Below are 21118 nucleotides of genomic sequence, written 5' to 3'. Positions count from 1 at the left end.
CGTCCCTGTTCAGGGGCGGGGCCGTGCGCGTACCGCTCATCATGCGCTCATCGCCACCGAATACGAGAATTTCGGTGATCCGGGGCGATTCTCGCCGGTAGGGGGAGCGCAACGTCGAACAAGCGTGTAGCTTCCGGGGGCATCCGGGGGTGGGTCCGGGGGTGCGTTGTTCTGGGGGGTTGGTCGTTCGATGGGTGTGCGGTTGATGGTGGTCGACGACCACCGGCTGCTCGCTGAGGCGCTGGCGTCGGCGCTGAAGCTGCGTGGGCACCGGGTGCTGGCCGCGGCGGCGCCGGCGGTGGGGGCGGCGGATCTGGTGATCAGCAGGGCGCCGGAGGTGTGTCTGCTGGGCACGGCGGCGCCGGCGGAGCCGGGGACGTTCGATCCGGTGGTGAAGATCAAGCGGGAGCGGCCGCAGGTGGCGGTGGTCGTGCTGGGGCCGGTGCCGTCGCCTCGGGGGATCGCGGCGGCGTTCGCGGCGGGGGCGTCGGGGTACGTGCGGCACGACGAGCGGATCGAGGGGGTCGAGCGGGCGATCATGAAGGCGCGGGCGGGGGAGGCGGCGGTGGCGCCGCAGCTGTTGCAGGGGGCGTTCGGGGAGCTGCTGAATCCTGCGGCGCAGCCTGACGATGAGGGGCAGCGGCTGCTGCAGATGCTGACGCCTCGGGAGGTGGAGGTGCTGGTGCGGGTGGCGGACGGGGAGGACACCCGGCTGATCGCGGCGGGGATGGGCATCGCTCCGTCCACGGCGCGTACGCATGTGCAGCGGGTGCTGATGAAACTGGGCGTGGGCTCAAGGCTGGAGGCCGCCGCCCTGGCCGCCCGCACAGGCCTCCTGGACCGCGCAGGCCCGCCCAACTGACCCCCACCGCCTGCGGCGCCACCCGGGTGGGCGGGATGCCTGCGGCGCAGCGGTCCCTCCGGTGGGGGCTTGGGTAGCGCCCACGGTGGGTGGGTGGTGCGGGGCCGGGTCGGGGGTGTCCGTCCTCGGACTGGCGCGACTGCGCCTGTCGGTGGAGCTGACCGGCGCGGACGCGCCAGCCACTGCGGGCGAACACCCCCGCCCCGTCCCCTCCCCGCCGTCGGCGCCAAACCCGCGCGCCACGCGCCCCCACTGCCGCCCTCCGCGCGCCGCCGCGCCGCCTCCCGCGATCCGCGCGCTGTCGCGGCGCCGCTCCCCCGTTCCCGCGGGCAGTCGTGCCGCTGGGGCGGCACGGGTGGGCGCGACGGCACCCCGCCTGCGCCGGGCTGCGCAACCCACCCCCGGGCCACACCAGCGCACGGCACCCAGTCAGCACCGGCGCCGTCGCAGTCACCCCGCGCCGACGCAGTCACCCCGCGCCGACGCAGTCACCCCGCGCCGACGCAGTCACCCCGCGCCGGGATCCTCCCGCTCGTCCGGGACGGCGGCCGGTGGGGGCGGAGCCGTGGGGCGGAGTTTGAGCCACAGCAGGAACAGCAGCCCCAGAATCAGCATCCCCAACCCCGTCCAGAGGTTGATATTGACGCCCTCCGCCTTGTCAATATCCGCATCGGACGCCGCGAACCCCGCGATCGTCACGATGACGCCGTACAGGACGAACAGCCCACCGATGATCCGCCGGATGTCGAACAGCCGGGCAGCCGTCGCGGACTTGGTCTCCAGTTCGGTGATCTCCCGCTGAAGATCCCGCTCGGAGTAGTGATCGGACATGGTCTCTCAATCCTCCCGCGTTCAGAACGAGAACGGGATGTAGCAGGCGGCCGCCAGAATCACCGCACCCCAGCCGAGCAGCGCCGGCTTGCGGTACCACGCGTCGTCGCCCGCGGCGGGCGGCTCCGCCATGCCGGGGGAGCGCGTGCCGTAGACCAGGCCCTGGAGTTCCTCGGCCGGCTTGGGCGCGGTGAACAGCGACACGGCGACCATCACCACCGCGCCCGCGACGAAGCCCGCGATCGCGGACACGAAGTTGGCGCCCTGGTCGGAGGGGATGTCGATGATGCCCTGCTTGTAGATGACGAAGTAGTTGACCATCGCGGCGGTGGTGCCGGCGATCAGGCCCCAGAAGCCCGACTTCATCGACGCCCGCTTCCAGAACATGCCGATGATGAAGACGACGAACATCGGCACGTTGAAGAAGGAGAACAGCGTCTGCAGGTAGCTCATGATGTTGGAGAAGGAGCTGGCCAGGAACGCCGTGCCGATGGAGGCGAGGACGCCGATCGCGGTGATCAGGCGGCCGAAGCGGACGTAGTACTCGTCCTCGCGGTGCTTGACCACGTACTTCTGCCAGATGTCGGCGGTGAAGACGGTGTTGAAGGACGACACGTTGGCCGCCATACCCGCCATGAACGCCGCCAGCAGGCCGGTCACCGCGATGCCCAGCACGCCGTTGGGCAGGAGCTGCTGCATCAGGTACGGGATGGCGTCGTTGTACTGCAGGTCCGAGTCGCCGGTGCCGATCTGCGGGACCAGGACCGCTGCCACCAGGCCCGGGATCATCACCAGGAACACGATGAAGATCTTCGGGAACGCCGCGATGAGCGGGGTGCGCTGGGCCGCCGAGAGGTTCCTCGCGGACAGGGCACGCTGCACCTCCGCGAAGTTGGTCGTCCAGTAGCCGAACGACAGTACGAAGCCGAGGCCGAGGACGATGGTCAGCCAGTTGGCGCCGAGCGGGTTGTCGCTGCCGATGCCCGTGCCGCCCCAGGCGGTCATGAAGTTGTCGCCGCGGGAGGCGGTGAGGGAGTCGGACAGGCCGTCCCAGCCGCCGACGCTCCTCAGGCCGAGCACGGTGATGGGGATGAGCGCGGCCAGGATGACGAAGAACTGCAGGACCTCGTTGTAGATCGCCGAGGACAGACCGCCCAGGGTGATGTAGGCCAGCACGAAGAAGCCGGCGACGACGATCGCCACCCACTGCGGCCAGCCCAGGAGGGCCTCGACGACGATCGCGAGGGCGTAGAGGTTCACTCCGGCGATGAGGATCGCGGCCGCCGCGAAGAGGATCGAGCTCAGCAGGTGGGCCGCCTTGTCGAAGCGCAGCAGCAGGAACTCGGGGACCGAGCGGACCTTGCTGCCGTAGTAGAACGGCATCATCACCAGGCCCAGGAAGACCATCGCGGGGATGGCGCCGATCCAGTACCAGTGGGTCGTATAGACGCCGTACTGGGCGCTGTTGGCCGCCATGCCGAGGATCTCGGTGGCGCCGAGGTTGGCCGCGATGAAGGCCAGGCCGGTGACCCAGGCGGGCAGGGAGCGGCCCGAAAGGAAGAAGTCGAGGCTGGTCTTGACCGAGCGGCGCGCGGCGAAGCCGATGCCCAGCACGACGACGAAGTAGATCCCGAGGATCGTGTAGTCCAGCCAGTTGGTGGGGAGCCGAAGCTCTGCGGCTAGATATGTGGGCGTTTGCATACATACTCGCTTCGTTAGCGAACTGATCCGTTGCGGAACCTACGCCTGAGTGTTCGGAAAGTGAACAGGTGAGATGGTGTTCTTTGTTTGATTGTGATGAGGGCGGTTCGCTGGTGAGTTGTGATGTGTTATGTTTGATTGTGTTGGGTGGTTAGGTGCAGAGGAGTGTGGCAGTGAAGAAGACCTCGACCCGGCTGGCCGACGGTCGCGAGCTCATCTACTACGACCTCGCCGACGACACCGTCCGCGACGCCGTCGACCGCCGCCCGCTGGAGCCCACCGTCACCACGTCCGAGATCCGCCGCGACGTGCTGCTGGGCGACTCCGTCGCCATCGCCTCCCACCGTCAGGGGCGCACCTATCACCCGCCGGCCGACGAGTGCCCGCTGTGCCCCTCGGAGGGGGACCGGCTGAGCGAGATCCCGGACACGTCGTACGACGTGGTGGTCTTCGAGAACCGCTTTCCCTCGCTGGCCGGGGACTCGGGGCGGTGCGAGGTCGTCTGTTTCACCTCCGACCACCACGCCTCCTTCGCGGATCTGAGCGAGCGTCAGGCACGGCTGGTGCTGGATGCCTGGACCGACCGGACGTCCGAGCTGTCGCATCTGCCCTCCGTTGAACAGGTGTTCTGCTTCGAGAACCGGGGGGCCGAGATCGGCGTCACCCTCCAGCACCCGCACGGGCAGGTCTACGCCTACCCCTTCACCACCCCCCGCGCCGCCCTGATGCTGCGCCAAGTGGCCGCGCACAAGGAGGCGACCGGCGGGGAGAACCTGTTCGACGCCGTGGTGGAGCGGGAAACGGCTGACCAGCGGGTCGTCCTGGAGGGTGAACACTGGGTGGCCTTCGTGCCGTACGCGGCGCACTGGCCCTACGAGGTCCACCTGTATCCCAGGCGCCGGGTGCCCGACCTGCTGGGGCTGGACCAGGCGGCGCGCGCGGAGTTCCCCGCGGTGTATCTGGAGCTGCTGAAACGCTTCGACCGGATCTTCGGCGAAGGTGAGCCCCCCACGCCGTACATCGCGGCCTGGCACCAGGCGCCGTTCGGCGCGCTGGAGGAGTTCGACGGCGTCACCCGTGACGACTTCGCGCTCCATCTGGAGCTTTTCACCGTCCGCCGCACATCCGGCAAGCTGAAGTTCCTTGCGGGCTCCGAGTCCGGCATGAACGTCTTCATCAACGACGTGCCGCCGGAGCGCGCAGCCGAGCGACTGCGGGAGGTAGCGAGTTCATGAGCGGTAAATACCTGGTCACCGGGGGCGCGGGCTATGTCGGCAGCGTCGTCGCCCAGCATCTGATCGAGGCAGGTCACGAGGTCGTCGTGCTCGACAACCTCTCCACCGGGTTCCGGGAGGGCGTTCCCACGGGCGCGTCGTTCATCGAGGGCGACATCCGCGATGCCGCCAAATGGGTGGACTCCTCGTTCGACGGGGTGCTGCACTTCGCCGCCTTCTCCCAGGTCGGCGAGTCCGTGCTGAAGCCGGAGAAGTACTGGGACAACAACGTCGGCGGCACCATGGCCCTGCTCGGCGCGATGCGTGAGGCGGGCGTGCGCCGGCTGGTGTTCTCCTCCACGGCGGCGACGTACGGCGAACCCGAGCAGGTGCCGATCCCCGAGACCGCCCCCACCCGCCCCACCAGCCCGTACGGCGCCTCCAAGCTGGCCGTCGACCACATGATCACCGGCGAGGCGAAGGCACACGGACTGGGCGCCGTCTCCCTGCGCTACTTCAACGTGGCCGGCGCCTACGGGCCGTACGGCGAGCGCCACGACCCCGAGTCCCATCTGATTCCCCTCGTACTGCAGGTGGCCCAGGGGCGGCGGGAGGCGATCTCGGTGTACGGGGACGACTATCCGACGCCCGACGGCACCTGCGTGCGCGACTACATCCACGTCGCCGACCTGGCCGAGGCCCATCTGCTGGCGCTGCGGGCCGCCGCGCCCGGCGAGCACCTGATCTGCAACCTCGGCAACGGCAACGGCTTCTCCGTCCGCGAGGTCGTCGAGACCGTGCGCCGGGTCACCGGTCACCCGATCCCCGAGGTGGTCGCGCCGCGCCGGGGCGGCGACCCGGCGGTACTGGTGGCGTCCGCCGCCACGGCACAGGAGAAGCTCGGCTGGAACCCGTCGCGCGCCGACCTCGACGGGATCGTCGCGGACGCGTGGACGTTCGCGCAGCAGCAGGCCGACTAGAACGCAACGAAGGGGCAAGGGGCAGGGCATGAGCGAGACCAGCGGGTCCGTCGCCGAACGGTTCGAGCAGTTGTACGGGGCCGCGCCGGACGGAGTGTGGGCGGCGCCGGGCCGGGTCAACCTGATCGGCGAGCACACCGACTACAACGACGGCTTCGTCATGCCGTTCGCCCTGCCGCACACCGCCGTCGCCGCGGTGTCCCGGCGGGACGACGGCGTCCTGCGCCTGCACTCCGCCGACGTGTCCGAGCCGGTCGTCGAACTGACGGTGAACGCCCTCGCCCCCGAGTCGGACAAGCGGTGGACCGCCTACCCGGCGGGCGTCCTCTGGGCGCTGCGCGAGGCCGGACACGCCGTCACCGGCGCGGACATCCACCTCGCCTCGACGGTCCCGGCGGGCGCGGGCCTGTCGTCGTCCGCGGCCATCGAAGTAGTGGTCGCGCTCGCGCTGAACGACCTGTTCGGGCTGGAACTGCGCGGCCGGCAGCTGGCCCGGCTGTGCCAGCGCGCGGAGAACGTCTACGTCGGCGCCCCGGTCGGCATCATGGACCAGACGGCGTCGGCCTGCTGCGAGACGGGCCACGCCCTGTTCCTCGACACCCGTGACCTCTCCCAGCGGCAAATTCCCTTCGACCTGGCCGCCGAGGGCATGCGCCTGCTTGTCGTCGACACTCGGGTCAAGCACAGCCACAGCGAGGGCGAGTACGGCAAACGCCGCGCGGGCTGCGAGAAGGGCGCCGCCCTGCTGGGCGTGGACACGCTGCGGGACGTGCCGTTCGGGGAACTGGACGCGGCGCTCGGGCGGCTGGGCGACGAGGAGGAGGTCTGCCGGCTGGTCCGTCACGTAGTGACGGAGGACGCCCGCGTGGAACGCGTGGTCCGGCTGCTGGAGTCGGGCGACACCCGCGCCATCGGGCCGGTGCTCGTGGAGGGCCACGCCTCCCTGCGCGACGACTTCCGCGTCTCCTGCCCGGAACTCGACCTGGTGGTGGAGACGGCCGTCGCCGCAGGCGCCCTCGGCGCCCGGATGACCGGCGGCGGCTTCGGCGGCTCGGCCATCGTCCTGGCGGAGGAGGCCGATGTCGCCGCCGTCACCAAGGCGGTCGAAGAGGCCTTCGCCGCAGCCGGGTTCAAAACCCCCCGCGTCTTCGAGGCGGTGCCCTCGGCCGGCGCGCGGCGGGTGCGCTGAGTCGCGGTATGGCCTGTCCGGCCCGATCAAGTCGGGGGAAAGTGGCGGTGCCGTGCAACCCCAGGTGAGCGGATCTGCTGCGTCCAGCTGCAAGGCGGAGGGGAGAGAGTCGACGCGATGGGGGTCCCCCCGCTCATGAGGGTCCCCCCGCTCGAGCGAGGCCGAGAGTGGGAGAGAAGTCGAGAGTGGGGGAGTCGGCGACCAACGACAACGCCGCAGATGGGCGTGCCAGACCCCGCGTCCCCGGCATGATCCGCCGGACAGGCTTTGGTCCCGCTGAGTCTCACGCCAGCCGCTTGGTCAGGGTGTACTCGGTGATCCCCGGCGGGTAGTCGGGGATCACGCACACCACCTCGTAGCCCTGGCGCCGGTAGAAGTCCGGGGCCTGGAAGTCCCAGGTCTCCACGCGGGAGGCGGTGCAGCCGCGTTCGGCGGCGACGCGTTCGGATTCCATGAGGAGGCGGGAGCCCAGGCCCGCTCCGCGGTGCCGGGCGTCGACCCAGAGGTAGGTCACATGCAGCCAGGCCGTCCAGGTGTGGCCGACCAGACCGCCCGCAAGATCACCGTTCGCATCCAACGCCCACACGTGCAAAGGCGTTTCACGTTCGTCCGGGGTTCCGCGCAGGGCGCGCAGCACCGGTGACGCCGCCGTATTGGTGTCCCTCAGACTCCTGTGGAGCAGATCACGTCGGGCCTTGTCGACTTCTATCTCAATACGAAACATGCGGCTCACCATAAACGCGCAAGGCCGCCAGTTCTGCAAATAACCTTCCGCTCCCGGCCCCCGCCCGTACCCTGATGAACAGCGCCGGTGGGGGCCGGCGCCGTTCAGGGGGCGAGACAGTCGGGTACGGCGTTCGAGGTGGGGCGGCGGTGGTCGCACGGCGGCGGCCGTGCGGTCGCGGTGGCCCGTTCCACGTCCGGTGTGAGTCAGTGACAGGGGCCTCGGCGCCGTACCCGCGCCGGTGTCGGCCTCCGACGATGGGGTAGTCCCCTGCTCTGGGAAGAGCTTGGGGAAGGGGGTTTCGTGGTTCGCATTCGAGTCCTGGTCGTCGACGACCATCGCATCTTCGCCGAGTCACTGGCCGCGGCCCTGGCCGCAGAGCCCGACGTCGACGTGTCCGCGGCGGGCAGCGGCCCGGCCGCGCTGCGCTGCCTGGAGCGGGCGGCTTCCGACGGGCGGCGCTTCGACGTGCTGCTCGTCGACGCCGATCTCGGCGGCAAGGTACCGGGCGGCCGGCCGGCGGTGCCCGTGCAGGCCGGTGACGAGGACGGGCTCGTCGACGGGATATCGCTGGTCACCGGCGTGCGTTCGGCACAGCCCCAGGTACGGATCGTCGTCCTCGCCGAGAAGGACGACCCGGCCCGGGCCGCGCTCGCCCTGCAGGCGGGCGCCTCCGGATGGGTGGCCAAGGACTGCTCGCTGAACCGGCTGCTCACCGTCATCCGAGGAGTGCTGCGCGACGAGACGCATCTGCCGCCCGCCCTGCTGACGGGCGTACTGCGGGAGTTGACCGCGGCCCGGCGGCACCGCACGGAGAGCGAACGGCTGGTGGAGTCCCTGACCCCGCGCGAGCGGGAGGTGCTCCGGTGCATGGTGGCGGGGCTGGGGCGCAAGGCCGTCGCCGAGCGCCTGTATCTGTCCCCGCACACCGTACGGACGCATATGCAGAACGTCCTGGGGAAACTGGGCGTGCACTCGACCCTGGCCGCGGTGGCCCTCGCCCGCCGGGCGGGCGTCGGGCCCGTCGACCTAACCGGGGATGTTGTCGAACGGGGCGGTCAACTGGCGTAGCAGCCCGGCCAGTTCGCCACGCTGGGCGCGGGTGAGCTCACCGAGGATCGCCCGCTCCTGCGCCAGCAGCCCGGCCAGCGACTGATCGGCGCGGTCGCGGCCCTCGTCCGTGAGCCGGACCAGGACACCGCGCCGGTCACTGGGATCGGGCAGCCGCTCCACCAGGCCCTTCTTGGCGAGACGGTCGATACGGTTGGTCATCGTGCCCGAGGTGACCAGCGTCTGGGTGAGCAGCTGCCCCGGCGAGAGCTGGTACGGGGTGCCCGCGCGGCGCAGCGCGGTCAGGACGTCGAACTCCCAGGACTCCAGACCGTGCTCCGCGAACGCCAGCCGGCGTGCCCGGTCCAGGTGCCTGGCCAGCCTGCTCACCCGGCTGAGCACCTCGAGCGGTTCCACGTCGAGGTCCGGGCGCTCCCGGCGCCACGCCGCGACCAGCCGATCGACCTCGTCCTCCATGCCGATCAGTGTAGTGGTTGTGTCGATGTGAAGTCTCTTGAGATCGAGCATCTTGACGTCGAGATGTGTGGCGGGTGACGCTGGATATTCGTTTACTGGCTACGAGGAGGCGCCATGCCCGCCGCGACCCCCGTCTGGGACCCCGCCCAGTATCTGCGCCACGCCGGTCACCGGACCCGGCCCTTCACCGACCTGCTCGCCCGCATCCCGGAACTTCCGGGGGACCCGCCCCGCATCGCCGACCTCGGCTGCGGCGCCGGCAACGTCACCGCCCTACTCGCCGAACGCTGGCCCGCCGCGCAGATCACCGGCTACGACAACTCGCCCGAGATGCTCGACAAGGCCCGCGCCGACCACGGTGGGCTCCGTTTCGCCCACGCCGACGTCCGTACCTGGACGCCGGACGGGCCGCACGACCTGATCGTCAGCAACGCCACGCTGCACTGGGTCCCGGGGCACGCCGACCGGTTCCCCGAGTGGATCGCCGGGCTCGCCCCCGGCGGCACGTTCGCCTTCCAGGTGCCGGGCAACTTCGACGCCCCCAGCCACGCACTGATGCGCGAACTGGCCGGCTCCGCGCGGTGGCGCGACCGCCTGTCCGGCGTCCTGCGCCACGACGACGCCGTACTCCGCCCGGAGGCGTACCTGGAGCGGCTGACCGCCCTGGGCTGCATCACCGATGCGTGGGAGACGACGTACGTGCATCTGCTGCAGGGGGAGGATCCCGTCCTCGACTGGGTCAAGGGCACCGGCCTGCGCCCCGTGCTGACGGCTCTGGCGGACGATCCCGAGGCCCGCGACGCCTTCGTCGCCGAATACTGCACCGCCCTGCGGTCCGCCTACCCGGCGGGGCCCCACGGCACCCTGTTCCCCTTCCGCCGCGTCTTCGCGGTCGCGAGCAAGGGGGTGTGAGGGGATGCTCGCCGCCGTCGACCATGTGCAGCTCGCCGCCCCGCCCGGCTCCGAGCAACGGCTGCGCGCCTTCTACGCCGATGTCCTCGGCATGACGGAGGTGCCGAAGCCGCCGGCCCTGGCCGCACGCGGCGGCTGCTGGTTCGAGGCCGGGGACGTACGCCTTCACCTGGGCATCGACGACGGTTTCCGGCCCGCACGAAAGGCCCACCCCGGTCTGAGAGTGACCGGCATCGAGGCGTACGCGACCCGCCTGGCCGCCCACGGCGCCCCCGTGACCTGGGACGACGGCCTCCCGCGCCGCAGACGCTTCTACTCCGAGGATCCGGTGGGCAACCGCCTGGAGTTCCTGGAACCGGTCGGTTGACGGTCCCGCTGCCTGCGGACTTCCTCCGCCTGCCGTCACCGAAGGTCGGCGAGGGCGTCCTCCATGTCCTTGATCAGCCGGGGAGCGACAAGGAGCGCCGTCACGCCGCTGTCGTCGGTGATCGCGACGGGCTCACGGCTGTTGGCCAGGCGGCGCACCAGATCATCCAGTTGGGAAGCGGCCTCGTCGACCGTCATCTCGATCATGCCCGCACGATCCCACACGGCGGGCCGTGTCCTCAGCTCTTCCGGTGACCTATCAACCGCGGCTTCGGCTCCAGGCCGTCCAGGCCGTGCCACGCCAGGTTGACCAGGTGGGCCGCCACCTCCGCCTTCTTCGGCTTGCGCACGTCCAGCCACCACTGGCCCGTCAGGGCGACCATGCCCACCAGCGCCTGCGCGTACAGCGGGGCCAGCTTCGGGTCGAAACCGCGGCTCTTGAACTCGCGGCCCAGGATGTCCTCCACCTGGGTGGCGATGTCCGAGATCAGGGAGGCGAAGGATCCCGTCGACTGGGGGATGGGCGAGTCACGGACCAGGATCCGGAAACCGTCCGTGTACTCCTCGATGTAGTCCAGCAGCGCGAACGCCGCCTGCTCGCACAGTTCACGGGGATGGCCGGCCGTCAGCGAACCGGTGACCATGTCCAGCAGCCGCCGCATCTCGCGGTCCACCACCACCGCGTACAGACCCTCCTTGCCGCCGAAGTGCTCGTACACCACCGGCTTGGAGACCCCGGCCTTCGCCGCGATCTCCTCCACCGACGTGCCCTCGAAGCCCTTCGCCGCGAACAGCGTGCGGCCGATCTCCAGCAGCTGCTGGCGGCGCTCCGCACCGGTCATCCGGGTACGGCGCGCACGCCGCGGCTTGTCGTTGCTGGGGGTGCTGCTGGAGTCGGTCGCCACGGCGACCATCATGCCGCCTCGACGGACTCCGTCCCCTGCCGGGAGCCGCCTTCCGCGGTGTTACGGCGCGAATCGATACGGGAGCGTGACGGCCACCGCACGTCGTACGCCCAGCCCAGCTGCTCGAACCAGCGGATCAGCCGGGCCGACGAATCCAGCTGCCCGCGCTCCACCCCGTGCCGCGCGGACGTCGGGTCGGCGTGGTGCAGGTTGTGCCAGGACTCACCGCACGACAGAACCGCCAGCCACCACACGTTCCCCGAACGGTCCCGCGACTTGAACGGCCGCTTGCCGACCGCATGACAGATCGAGTTGATCGACCACGTCACATGGTGCAGCAGCGCCACCCGGACGAGCGACCCCCAGAAGAAGCCGGTGAACGCGCCCCACCACGACACGGTGACCAGGCCGCCGATCAGCGCGGGCAGCCCCAGCGACAGCGCCGTCCACAGAATGAACTGCCGGGAGATCGCCCGCAGCGTCCTGTCCTTGATCAGATCCGGCGCGTACTTGTCCTGCGGCGTCTGCTCCTCATCGAACATCCAGCCGATATGCGCCCACCACAGGCCCTTCATCAGCGCCGGAACCGTCTCCCCGTACCGCCACGGCGAATGCGGGTCGCCCTCGGCGTCGGAGAACTTGTGATGCTTGCGGTGATCGGCCACCCACCGCACCAGGGGCCCCTCCACCGCCATGGATCCCGCGATCGCCAGCGCGACCTTCAGAGGCCGCTTCGCCTTGAACGAACCGTGCGTGAAATGACGGTGGAAGCCGATGGTGATGCCGTGGCATCCGAGGAAGTAGAAGAACACCAGCAGACCGAGATCCAGCCAGCTCACTCCCCAGCCCCACGCCAGCGGCACCGCCGCCAGCAGCGCCAGGAACGGGACCGTGATGAAGAGCAGCAGCGTGATCTGCTCGATGGACCGCTTGCGCTCCCCGCCCAGCGTGGCGGAGGGCGCGGCGTCGTCGGACCGGGACTGCTTCGAGGCTGCGTCGAGCATGTCGGAACGTGAGGTCATACGTGTCCCCCGGTGGGGTATGTGGACTGAGGGTGGTGCCGCGGCCGCCGGAAACGCACGACTTTCCTACGGTTCCGTAACCTACGGCAACGTAAGTATGTCAGTGCGTGGCCCGGCGGCAAGAGCCCGTGGGCCTGCGCGTCCGGGTCGACACCTATCCTGGAGATCGGTCGGACAGCGCGGTCCGCTCTGATTTCTTCCCGGACGCCCGGCCCGTAAGCGGCGCACGCCGCGCGGGACACCGTTCGGGTTCCCTCCCGGAGAGCTTCAACACTGCAAGGAGCCGCACCTGTGAGCAGTGCCGACGACCAGGCCGTGTCCACGGCAACCACGAGCAGCGAACTGCGTGCCGACATCCGCCGGCTGGGTGACCTCCTAGGAGAGACCCTCGTCCGCCAGGAGGGCCCGGAACTGCTCGACCTCGTCGAGAAGGTACGCCGACTCACCCGTGAGGACGGCGAGGCCGCCGCGGAACTGCTGCGGGGTACCGAACTCGAGACCGCGGCCAAGCTGGTCCGCGCCTTCTCCACCTACTTCCACCTGGCCAACGTCACCGAGCAGGTGCACCGCGGCCGCGAACTCCGCGCCCGCCGGGCCGCCGAGGGCGGCCTGCTCTCCCGCACCGCCGACCGGCTCAAGGACGCCGACCCCGAACACCTGCGCCAGACCGTGCGCCACCTCAACGTGCGCCCCGTCTTCACCGCCCACCCCACCGAGGCCGCCCGCCGCTCCGTCCTCAACAAGCTCCGCCGGATCGCCGCCCTCCTCGACACCCCCGTCCTCGCCTCCGACCGGCGCCGCCTCGACACCCGGCTGGCCGAGAACATCGACCTCGTCTGGCAGACCGACGAACTGCGCGTGGTCCGCCCCGAACCCGCCGACGAGGCCCGCAACGCCATCTACTACCTCGACGAACTCCACGCCGGAGCCGTCGGCGACGTCCTGGAGGACCTCACCGCCGAACTCGAACGCGTCGGCATCCACCTCCCCGACGACACCCGCCCCCTCACCTTCGGCACCTGGATCGGCGGCGACCGCGACGGCAACCCCAACGTCACCCCCCAGGTGACCTGGGACGTCCTCATCCTCCAGCACGAACACGGCATCAACGACGCCCTGGAGATGATCGACGAACTGCGCGGCCTCCTCTCCAACTCCATCCGCTACACCGGCGCCACCGAGGAACTGCTCACCTCCCTCCAGGCCGACCTCGACGCTCTCCCCGAGATCAGCCCCCGCTACAAGCGGCTCAACGCCGAGGAGCCCTACCGGCTCAAGGCCACCTGCATCCGCCAGAAGCTGGAGAACACCAAGCTCCGCCTCGCCAAGGGCACCGCCCACGAGCCCGGCCGCGACTACCTCGGCACCGGCGAACTCCTCACCGACCTGCGCATCATCCAGACCTCCCTGCGCGAACACCGCGGCGGCCTGTTCGCCGACGGCCGCCTCGCCCGCACCATCCGCACCCTCGCCGCCTTCGGCCTCCAGCTCGCCACCATGGACGTACGCGAACACGCCGACGCCCACCACCACGCCCTCGGCCAGCTGTTCGACCGGCTCGGCGAGGAATCCTGGCGGTACGCCGACATGCCCCGCAACTACCGCTCCAAGCTCCTCGCCAAAGAACTGCGCAGCAGAAGGCCACTCGCCCCCACCCCGGCACCCGTCGACGCCGCCGGCGAAAAGACCCTCGGCGTGTTCCAGACCGTCAAGCGCGCCCTGGAAGTCTTCGGACCCGAAGTCATCGAGTCCTACATCATCTCCATGTGCCAGGGCGCCGACGACGTCTTCGCCGCCGCCGTCCTCGCCCGCGAGGCCGGACTCATCGACCTGCACGCAGGCTGGGCCAAGATCGGCATCGTCCCGCTGCTGGAAACCACGGACGAACTCAAGGCCGCCGACACCATCCTCGAGGACATGCTCGCCGACCCCTCCTACCGGCGCCTCGTCGCCCTGCGCGGCGACGTCCAGGAGGTCATGCTCGGCTACTCCGACTCCTCCAAGTTCGGCGGCATCACCACCAGCCAGTGGGAAATCCACCGCGCCCAGCGCCGCCTGCGCGACGTCGCCCACCGCTACGGCGTCCGCCTGCGCCTCTTCCACGGCCGCGGCGGCACCGTCGGCCGCGGCGGCGGCCCCACCCACGACGCCATCCTCGCCCAGCCCTGGGGCACCCTCGATGGCGAGATCAAGGTCACCGAACAGGGCGAGGTCATCTCCGACAAGTACCTCATCCCCTCACTGGCCAGGGAAAACCTGGAACTCACCGTCGCGGCCACCCTCCAGGCGTCCGCCCTGCACACCGCCCCCCGCCAGTCCGACGAGGCCCTCGCCCGCTGGGACGCCGCCATGGACGTCGTCTCCGACGCCGCCCACACGGCCTACCGCAAGCTCGTCGAGGACCCCGACCTGCCGGCGTACTTCCTCGCCTCCACCCCCGTCGACCAGCTCGCCGAACTGCACCTGGGCTCCCGGCCCTCCCGCCGCCCCGGCTCCGGCGTCTCACTCGACGGACTGCGCGCCATCCCCTGGGTGTTCGGCTGGACCCAGTCCCGGCAGATCGTCCCCGGCTGGTACGGCGTCGGCTCCGGACTCAAGGCACTGCGCGAAGCCGGCCTCGACACCGTGCTCGACGAGATGCACCAGCAGTGGCACTTCTTCCGCAACTTCATCTCCAACGTGGAGATGACCCTCGCCAAGACCGACCTGCGCATCGCCCAGCACTACGTCGACACCCTCGTCCCCGACGAGCTCAAGCACATCTTCGACGCCATCAAGGCCGAACACGAGCTCACCGTCAACGAGGTGCTCCGCGTCACCGGCGAAAAGGAACTCCTGGACGCCGACCCGGTCCTCAAGCAGACGTTCAGCATCCGCGACGCCTACCTCGACCCCATCTCCTACCTCCAGGTCGCCCTCCTCAAGCGCCAGCGCGACGCCGCCGAGGCCCAGGAACAGCCCGACCCGGTGCTCTCCCGCGCCCTGCTGCTCACCGTCAACGGCGTGGCCGCCGGCCTGCGCAACACCGGCTGACCCGCCGGAGTACCGGAAAACACCAGTGCCCCCGGCCTCGTACGGCCGGGGGTGCGTGTGTCTCACACCGCTGTCTCACACCGCCAGGAAAGCCGCCGTCAGCAGCGCCCCGCCCGACAGCGCCAGCACCCACGCCGCCCGCGTCCGCAGCAACCCGCCCGCCACCACCACCGACGCCAGCAGCAGCGCACCGCCCAGCGGCACCCACGCATAGAGAATCCCGCCAGGACCGGAACGGACCGCGAACTCGCCACCCGGCTTCAGCACCACCGTGTACGTTTGGCCCTTCTCCACGGCCACCGAGTTCTCCAGAACCACCTTCGCCCGCGGCTGCGAACCCCCCGACAACGGCGTGTACGGCCCCGTGCACGCCCGCGCACCGCACCAGGTCACCACGACCGTGCCGCGCTCGCGCCCCTTCGTCAGCATCGCGTGCTGCGCCGTCCCCCACGACGCCCACACACCCGCGATCAGGATCAGCGCGGAGACCGTGCCCATCGCCGCGAACCGCCCGAACCGCAGCGCGGAGCAACCACCGAAGGAGCGGACCGCAGAAGACATGGCCGAGATCCTTGGCCATGACCTCGCGTTCGGTCAACCTAGGCGGGAGGCCATACCGGACAACCCGGCCCAAACCCACACCAGCACGTCACGAGTTGTACGTACTCTGCGCCCGCTCCAACCCCTCGATCACCAGACACTCCACCGCGTCCGCCGCCCGGTCCACGAAGTAGTCCAGCTCCTTGCGCTCACCCGACGAAAAATCCCTCAGCACAAAATCCGCCACCTGCATCCGCCCCGGCGGCCTGCCGATCCCGAACCGCACCCGGTAATAGTCCCGCCCGAACGCCTGCGTCAACGACTTCAGCCCGTTATGACCGTTGTCCCCGCCACCCAGCTTCAACCGCAACGTCCCATAGTCGATGTCCAGCTCGTCATGAACCACCACCACACGCTCCGCCGGCACCCTGTAGAACTCCCGCAGCGCGTTCACCGGCCCACCCGACAGATTCATGTACGACATCGGCTTCGCCAGCACCACCCGCCGGCCCGCCGGCCCCGCAGGCCCCACCCGGCCCTCCACCACCTGCGCCTGCGCCTTCCCCGCCCGCTTGAACCGGCCGCCCATCCGCTCCGCCAGCAGATCCGCCACCATGAACCCCACATTGTGGCGATTCATCGCATACCCGGGCCCCGGATTGCCCAGCCCCACCACCAGCCAGGGACCCGCCGCGCCCGCCGCATCCGTCGTCACGCCCATGCCTCCTTCATACGCGTCGGCCGCTGCCCCGCACGGGAACAGCGGCCGACGAACGACGACTCGAGAAGACGATCAGGCCTCGGCGGCCTCTTCGCCCTCCTCCTCGGCACCGGCCTCCGGCGCCTCCTCCGCCTGCGCGGCCAGCACCTGAAGGACCACCGCGTCCTCCTCGACCGCCAGCTTCACACCGCTCGGCAGCGCGATGTCCTTGGCCAGCACGGAGTCACCCGCCGCCAGACCCTCCACGGACACGGTCACGCTCTCCGGAATGTGCGTCGCCTCGGCCTCGACCGGCAGCGCCGACAGCACGTGCTCCAGCAGGTTGCCGCCCGGGGCCAGCTCACCCTCGGCGTGCACCGGGATCTCGACCTGGACCTTCTCACCGCGCTGCACCAGCTGCAGGTCCACGTGCTCCAGGAAACCCTTCAGCGGGTCACGCTGCACGTCCTTCGGAATCGCCAGCTCACTCGACTTGCCGTCGATGTCCAGCGCGATCAGCACGTTCGGCGTACGCAGAGCCAGCAGCAGCTCGTGGCCCGGGAACGTCAGGTGCAGCGGGTCCGAACCGTGCCCGTACAGCACACCCGGAACCTTGTTGTCACGACGGATACGGCGCGCGGCACCCTTGCCGAACTCGGTGCGCGTCTCGGCGGCGATCTTCACCTCGGACATTTTCACTCCTCGAAGTCAGAAACGGACGTGGTCACCCGGCCACGAACGGCCTGCTACGAAGAGCGCGTCGATAACGGACCGCCGTACAAGCTCCTTAAATGAAGCGGGTACGGCCTCCCTCGCCGAGCAACTTCAGCAGTCTACTCGGGCCAGGAGGCCGTACCCAAAACGATCACCGGCACCCGTACGGGTGCCCGACCGCAGAACCCCTACTGCAGGGCTACCGCACGCCTACTGCTCATCGAACAGGCTCGTCACCGAACCGTCCTCGAACACCTCACGCGCCGCACGCGCGATCGTCGGCGCGATCGACAACACCGTGATCTTGTCCAGACTCTCGCTCAGCTCACCCGGCGTCGGCAGCGTGTTCGTGAGCACGAACTCACTCACCCGCGAGTTCTTCAACCGATCCGCCGCCGGACCCGACAGCACCCCGTGCGTCGCCGTCACCATGACATCCTGCGCACCGTGCGCGAACAACGCATCCGCCGCCGCACAAATCGTGCCACCCGTGTCGATCATGTCGTCCACCAGGACACACACGCGGCCCTTCACCTCACCGACCACCTCATGCACGGTGACCTGGTTCGCCACGTCCTTGTCCCGCCGCTTGTGCACGATCGCCAACGGCGCACCCAACCGGTCGCACCAACGGTCCGCCACCCGAACCCGACCCGCGTCCGGAGACACCACCGTCAGCTTCGAACGGTCCACCTTCGCACCCACGTAATCCGCCAGCAGCGGCAGCGCGAACAGATGATCCACAGGACCGTCGAAGAAACCCTGGATCTGATCCGTGTGCAGATCCACCGCCAGCAGCCGCGTCGCACCCGCCGTCTTCATCAGATCCGCGATCAGACGCGCCGAAATCGGTTCACGACCCCGGTGCTTCTTGTCCTGCCGCGCGTAACCGTAGAACGGCACGATGACCGTGATGGACCTGGCCGACGCACGCTTCAGCGCATCGATCATGATCAGCTGCTCCATGATCCACTTATTGATCGGAGCAGTATGGCTCTGGATCAGGAAACAATCGGCACCACGAGCCGACTCCTGATACCGCACATAAATCTCGCCATTGGCGAAGTCGAAGGCCTTCGTCGGGACAACCCCGACACCCAGCTGGTGGGCGACCTCCTCGGCAAGCTCGGGGTGTGCGCGGCCGGAGAAGAGCATCATCTTCTTCTCGCCGGTCGTCTTGATCCCGGTCACAGCACTATCTCCTCAGAGGTGTCGCAGCAGGTGGGGGTGCAGATGTGCACTTATCACGGTACGCCGTGTTCGCAGCGGCCGAATCCGCTCACCCCTCCTCGGCCGCCCCCCGGGAAGCCGCCTCGGCCGCCTTCGCCGAAGCACTCCCCGGACGCTTACGAGCCACCCAACCCTCGATATTCCGCTGCTGACCACGGGCCACAGCCAGCGAACCGGGCGGCACATCCTTCGTGATCACCGAGCCGGCAGCCGTATAAGCGCCGTCCCCCACCGTGACAGGCGCCACAAACATGTTGTCCGAACCCGTCTTGCAATGCGAGCCCACCGTCGTGTGGTGCTTGTGCTCCCCGTCATAGTTGACGAACACACTCGCCGCACCGATGTTCGAGAACTCACCGATCGTCGCATCACCCACATACGACAGATGCGGAACCTTCGTCCCCTCACCGATCGACGCGTTCTTCGTCTCCACATACGTACCGATCTTGCCCTTACGCCCCAACCGCGTCCCCGGACGCAGATACGCATACGGCCCCACCACCGCCTCCGGACCCACCTCGGCACCCAACGCCACCGTGTTGTCCACCCGCGCACCCGCACCCACACGCGTATCCGTCAACCGCGCATTCGGACCCACCTCGCACCCCTCGGCAAGATGCGTACCACCGTGCAACTGCGTCCCCGGATGCACCACCACATCCCGCTCGAACGTCACCGTCGCATCCACCCACGTCGTCGCGGGATCCACCACCGTCACCCCCGACAACATCGCCGCCGTCAGCAACCGGTCGTTCAGAATCCGCCGCGCCTCGGACAACTGCACACGGTTGTTGATCCCCGCGATCTCCCGGTGATCACCCGCCACCGACGCACCCACCCGGTGCCCCACCTCACGCAGAATCCCGAGCACATCCGTCAGGTACTCCTCACCCTGACTGTTGTCCGTACGCACCTTCTTCAACGCATCCGCCAGCAGCGCACCGTCGAACGCGAACACACCCGAGTTGATCTCCCGGATCCCCCGCTCCGCCTCGGACGCGTCCTTGTGCTCCACGATCGCCGTCACGGCACCCGAGCCGTCCCGCACGATCCGCCCGTAACCCGTCGCATCCGGCACCTCCGCCGTCAGCACGGTCACCGCATTGCCGTCCGCCGAGTGCGTCGCCGACAACTGCCGCAACGTCTCACCCGTCAGCAACGGGGTGTCACCGCACACGACCACCACGGTCCCGTCCACGGAACCGCCCAGCTCCTCCAGCCCCATCCGCACGGCATGACCCGTGCCGTTCTGCTCCTCCTGCACCGCGGTGCGGACGTCGGGGGCGACCTCGGCAAGGTGCGCGGTCACCTGCTCGCGGGCGTGCCCCACGACGACGACCAGGTTCTCCGGGTCGAGTTCACCGGCTGCGGTGAGCACATGACCCACCAGGGAACGGCCACAGATGTCGTGCAGAACCTTCGGTGTGGCCGACTTCATACGGGTGCCCTCACCCGCTGCGAGTACGACGACGGCTGCCGGGCGAATGGCGCTCACGGGATTGCCCTTCGGCTGTGTTGGGGAGGGGGTGACTTTCGCAGGATACCGGGGTGGGGGTGGGGGGACATGAGTGCGGGCCCTGACGTGAATGTCAGGGCCCGCAGCTACTGGGCTCCCGGGGGAGGACTCGAACCCCCATGAGTGACACCAAAAGACACCGTCTTGCCCTTAGACGACCCGGGATAGCCCTTATGTCCGGTTCGACAGGTCGCCCGGACTGACAGCTCCTACTATGCCGTACCACCAGCCTTCCACGCGACGGTACAGATCCGCTCCGTCTCTCACGTCGATACGGAGGCATCCTCGATAGTCGTCGCCGGTGTTCCTCCGGTTCGTCAGCGGTTTGTGCTTCTTGAGCGTTGTCTTCATGAGTCCAGCCGGGTCGATGCCGACGTGGTCGGCCCAGAATGCCTCGGCGGCCCGGACGTCGGCGCTCTCGTGGATGTACACGGCGAACCTGAGCTGTGCCGGGTCCGCCTCGAGCAGGCGCAGCCAGGCCAGGAACACCGAGATCATGCCCGGGTCGCTGTTGACGAAGGTGATGCGTTCCCGCCGGCTGTAGGGCTTGCTCTTCGCGCCCTCGGACCAGTACAGGCCCACGCCGAGCAGGAACAGCTCGCGGTCCGTCAGCGAGCCGATCTCGCTTGCCGCGGCCGCCTTCGTCCGCTGCCGTTCCTCCTCGCGCCGCCGGAGCGTGGCCTCCCAGCCGCGTTTCGCGATCGCCGAGGCTTCCTCGCGGGTCCGTTTCCGCTCCGGCTTCGGCAGATCCCTCACCCACAGCGAGATCGAGCTCTTGGAGCACCCCAGCTCCACCTGGATCTGGTCGTACGTCCAGCCCTGGAGCCGGAGCTCTCTCGCCTTCTGCCGCAGGTCGTCCTTCGCGTTCGGCCGCTTCGTCCATTCCGGGGCCGGCTCGCCCTGGAGGAGGCGGTTGAGGATGTCGTTGTTGTCGACGTGGATCCGGTCGCGGATCTGGCGTCGGCTCAGTCCCGCGCGCCGCAGCGCCACCGCCTGTTCGCGCAGGCTCTCGAAGTCGGCGTATTTGCCGTGTGCATGTGTCACACGCATACCGTCCGGCCGGAATGAGTCATTCCCCCCTCGAACAGTGACCGATTCAGCAGTTCGAGGGATTTCGGGCCTTACCGCGTCCGATCGGTCACCGTGTGTGGT

21 protein-coding genes and 1 tRNA gene are annotated in these 21118 nt (G+C 69.2%); 8 read left to right on the top strand and 14 right to left on the bottom strand.

What is annotated here, in order from left to right:
- The first annotated feature begins 190 nt into the window (after nt 1–190).
- Complete coding sequence (locus AB0L56_RS23060) at nt 191–862, top strand: response regulator transcription factor (protein ID WP_365425844.1); 672 nt, start codon at nt 191–193, stop codon at nt 860–862.
- A 507-nt stretch (nt 863–1369) separates the two neighbouring features.
- Here the strand turns inward: AB0L56_RS23060 and AB0L56_RS23055 are convergent.
- A complete protein-coding gene (locus AB0L56_RS23055) occupies nt 1370–1693 on the bottom strand; it encodes a hypothetical protein (protein WP_361027524.1) in 324 nt (107 codons plus the stop codon).
- A 21-nt stretch (nt 1694–1714) separates the two neighbouring features.
- Nucleotides 1715–3394: a sodium:solute symporter family protein gene (locus AB0L56_RS23050; protein WP_361027521.1), complete on the bottom strand. Its 1680-nt coding sequence runs from the start codon at nt 3392–3394 to the stop codon at nt 1715–1717.
- A gap of 173 nt (nt 3395–3567) precedes the next feature.
- On the opposite strand from AB0L56_RS23050, the gene galT reads away from it, so the two are divergent.
- From galT to galK, 3 genes are read left to right on the top strand one after another with little or no spacing between them, the layout of a single operon-like run.
- Complete coding sequence (galT, locus tag AB0L56_RS23045; RefSeq protein WP_365425842.1) at nt 3568–4629, top strand: galactose-1-phosphate uridylyltransferase; 1062 nt, start codon at nt 3568–3570, stop codon at nt 4627–4629.
- Entirely contained in the window at nt 4626–5588 is a 963-nt protein-coding gene (gene galE / locus AB0L56_RS23040; RefSeq protein ID WP_361027516.1) for a UDP-glucose 4-epimerase GalE, read from the top strand. Before galT ends, galE begins: the two co-directional genes overlap by 4 nt.
- A gap of 28 nt (nt 5589–5616) precedes the next feature.
- Complete coding sequence (gene galK / locus AB0L56_RS23035; RefSeq protein WP_365425840.1) at nt 5617–6777, top strand: galactokinase; 1161 nt, start codon at nt 5617–5619, stop codon at nt 6775–6777.
- A 283-nt stretch (nt 6778–7060) separates the two neighbouring features.
- Here galK and AB0L56_RS23030 read toward each other — a convergent pair whose 3' ends face one another.
- Nucleotides 7061–7513 carry a GNAT family N-acetyltransferase gene (locus tag AB0L56_RS23030; RefSeq protein WP_361027510.1) on the bottom strand — a complete coding sequence of 151 codons (453 nt, stop codon included), beginning with the start codon at nt 7511–7513 and terminating at the stop codon, nt 7061–7063.
- A gap of 291 nt (nt 7514–7804) precedes the next feature.
- Between AB0L56_RS23030 and AB0L56_RS23025 the strand changes: the two genes are divergently transcribed.
- Nucleotides 7805–8572, top strand: a complete 768-nt coding sequence (locus AB0L56_RS23025; RefSeq protein ID WP_361027507.1) for a response regulator transcription factor — start codon at nt 7805–7807, stop codon at nt 8570–8572.
- Here AB0L56_RS23025 and tamR read toward each other — a convergent pair.
- The gene (gene tamR, locus AB0L56_RS23020) at nt 8531–9028 is read right to left on the bottom strand and encodes a MarR family transcriptional regulator TamR (RefSeq protein ID WP_361027504.1); all 498 of its coding nucleotides are present in this window, start codon (nt 9026–9028) and stop codon (nt 8531–8533) included. The two genes, AB0L56_RS23025 and tamR, sit on opposite strands and share 42 nt — an antisense overlap.
- 114 nt (nt 9029–9142) lie before the next feature.
- Between tamR and AB0L56_RS23015 the strand changes: the two genes are divergently transcribed.
- Both AB0L56_RS23015 and AB0L56_RS23010 read left to right on the top strand, forming a co-directional pair.
- The gene (locus tag AB0L56_RS23015) at nt 9143–9940 is read left to right on the top strand and encodes a trans-aconitate 2-methyltransferase (RefSeq protein ID WP_365425837.1); all 798 of its coding nucleotides are present in this window, start codon (nt 9143–9145) and stop codon (nt 9938–9940) included.
- A 4-nt stretch (nt 9941–9944) separates the two neighbouring features.
- Nucleotides 9945–10307, top strand: a complete 363-nt coding sequence (locus AB0L56_RS23010) for a VOC family protein (RefSeq protein ID WP_365425835.1) — start codon at nt 9945–9947, stop codon at nt 10305–10307.
- Between the two features lie 35 nt (nt 10308–10342).
- Here the strand turns inward: AB0L56_RS23010 and AB0L56_RS23005 are convergent, their stop codons facing one another.
- From AB0L56_RS23005 to AB0L56_RS22995, 3 genes are read right to left on the bottom strand one after another with little or no spacing between them, the layout of a single operon-like run.
- Complete coding sequence (locus AB0L56_RS23005) at nt 10343–10513, bottom strand: hypothetical protein (protein WP_361027494.1); 171 nt, start codon at nt 10511–10513, stop codon at nt 10343–10345.
- A gap of 32 nt (nt 10514–10545) precedes the next feature.
- A complete protein-coding gene (locus tag AB0L56_RS23000; protein ID WP_030870343.1) occupies nt 10546–11223 on the bottom strand; it encodes a TetR/AcrR family transcriptional regulator in 678 nt (225 codons plus the stop codon).
- Nucleotides 11220–12233 carry a fatty acid desaturase gene (locus AB0L56_RS22995; RefSeq protein ID WP_365425832.1) on the bottom strand — a complete coding sequence of 338 codons (1014 nt, stop codon included), beginning with the start codon at nt 12231–12233 and terminating at the stop codon, nt 11220–11222. Before AB0L56_RS22995 ends, AB0L56_RS23000 begins: the two co-directional genes overlap by 4 nt.
- Nucleotides 12234–12524: 291 nt before the next feature.
- Between AB0L56_RS22995 and ppc the strand changes: the two genes are divergently transcribed.
- Nucleotides 12525–15266 (top strand): phosphoenolpyruvate carboxylase, encoded by a 2742-nt coding sequence (gene ppc, locus AB0L56_RS22990; RefSeq protein ID WP_365425830.1) that lies wholly within the window; start codon nt 12525–12527, stop codon nt 15264–15266.
- A gap of 75 nt (nt 15267–15341) precedes the next feature.
- On the opposite strand, the gene AB0L56_RS22985 is transcribed toward ppc, so the two are convergent.
- The 7 genes from AB0L56_RS22985 to AB0L56_RS22955 form a co-directional block, all read right to left on the bottom strand.
- Nucleotides 15342–15827 (bottom strand): hypothetical protein, encoded by a 486-nt coding sequence (locus AB0L56_RS22985; RefSeq protein WP_365425828.1) that lies wholly within the window; start codon nt 15825–15827, stop codon nt 15342–15344.
- An 88-nt stretch (nt 15828–15915) separates the two neighbouring features.
- Complete coding sequence (gene pth, locus AB0L56_RS22980) at nt 15916–16527, bottom strand: aminoacyl-tRNA hydrolase (protein WP_365425826.1); 612 nt, start codon at nt 16525–16527, stop codon at nt 15916–15918.
- A gap of 72 nt (nt 16528–16599) precedes the next feature.
- Complete coding sequence (locus AB0L56_RS22975) at nt 16600–17199, bottom strand: 50S ribosomal protein L25/general stress protein Ctc (RefSeq protein WP_365425824.1); 600 nt, start codon at nt 17197–17199, stop codon at nt 16600–16602.
- Between the two features lie 231 nt (nt 17200–17430).
- The gene (locus AB0L56_RS22970) at nt 17431–18411 is read right to left on the bottom strand and encodes a ribose-phosphate diphosphokinase (protein WP_361027476.1); all 981 of its coding nucleotides are present in this window, start codon (nt 18409–18411) and stop codon (nt 17431–17433) included.
- Between the two features lie 88 nt (nt 18412–18499).
- Nucleotides 18500–19945 (bottom strand): bifunctional UDP-N-acetylglucosamine diphosphorylase/glucosamine-1-phosphate N-acetyltransferase GlmU, encoded by a 1446-nt coding sequence (glmU, locus tag AB0L56_RS22965; protein ID WP_365425822.1) that lies wholly within the window; start codon nt 19943–19945, stop codon nt 18500–18502.
- Between the two features lie 115 nt (nt 19946–20060).
- Nucleotides 20061–20131: transfer RNA gene (locus AB0L56_RS22960), tRNA-Gln, on the bottom strand.
- A gap of 6 nt (nt 20132–20137) precedes the next feature.
- The gene (locus AB0L56_RS22955; RefSeq protein ID WP_365425820.1) at nt 20138–21016 is read right to left on the bottom strand and encodes a hypothetical protein; all 879 of its coding nucleotides are present in this window, start codon (nt 21014–21016) and stop codon (nt 20138–20140) included.
- Nucleotides 21017–21118 lie beyond the last annotated feature (102 nt).

The organism is Streptomyces sp. NPDC052079, from assembly GCF_040680275.1.
Classification (GTDB): Bacteria; Actinomycetota; Actinomycetes; order Streptomycetales; family Streptomycetaceae; genus Streptomyces.
Note: the sequence above shows the minus strand (reverse complement) of the source record. Positions and strands in the feature narration are given on the sequence as shown.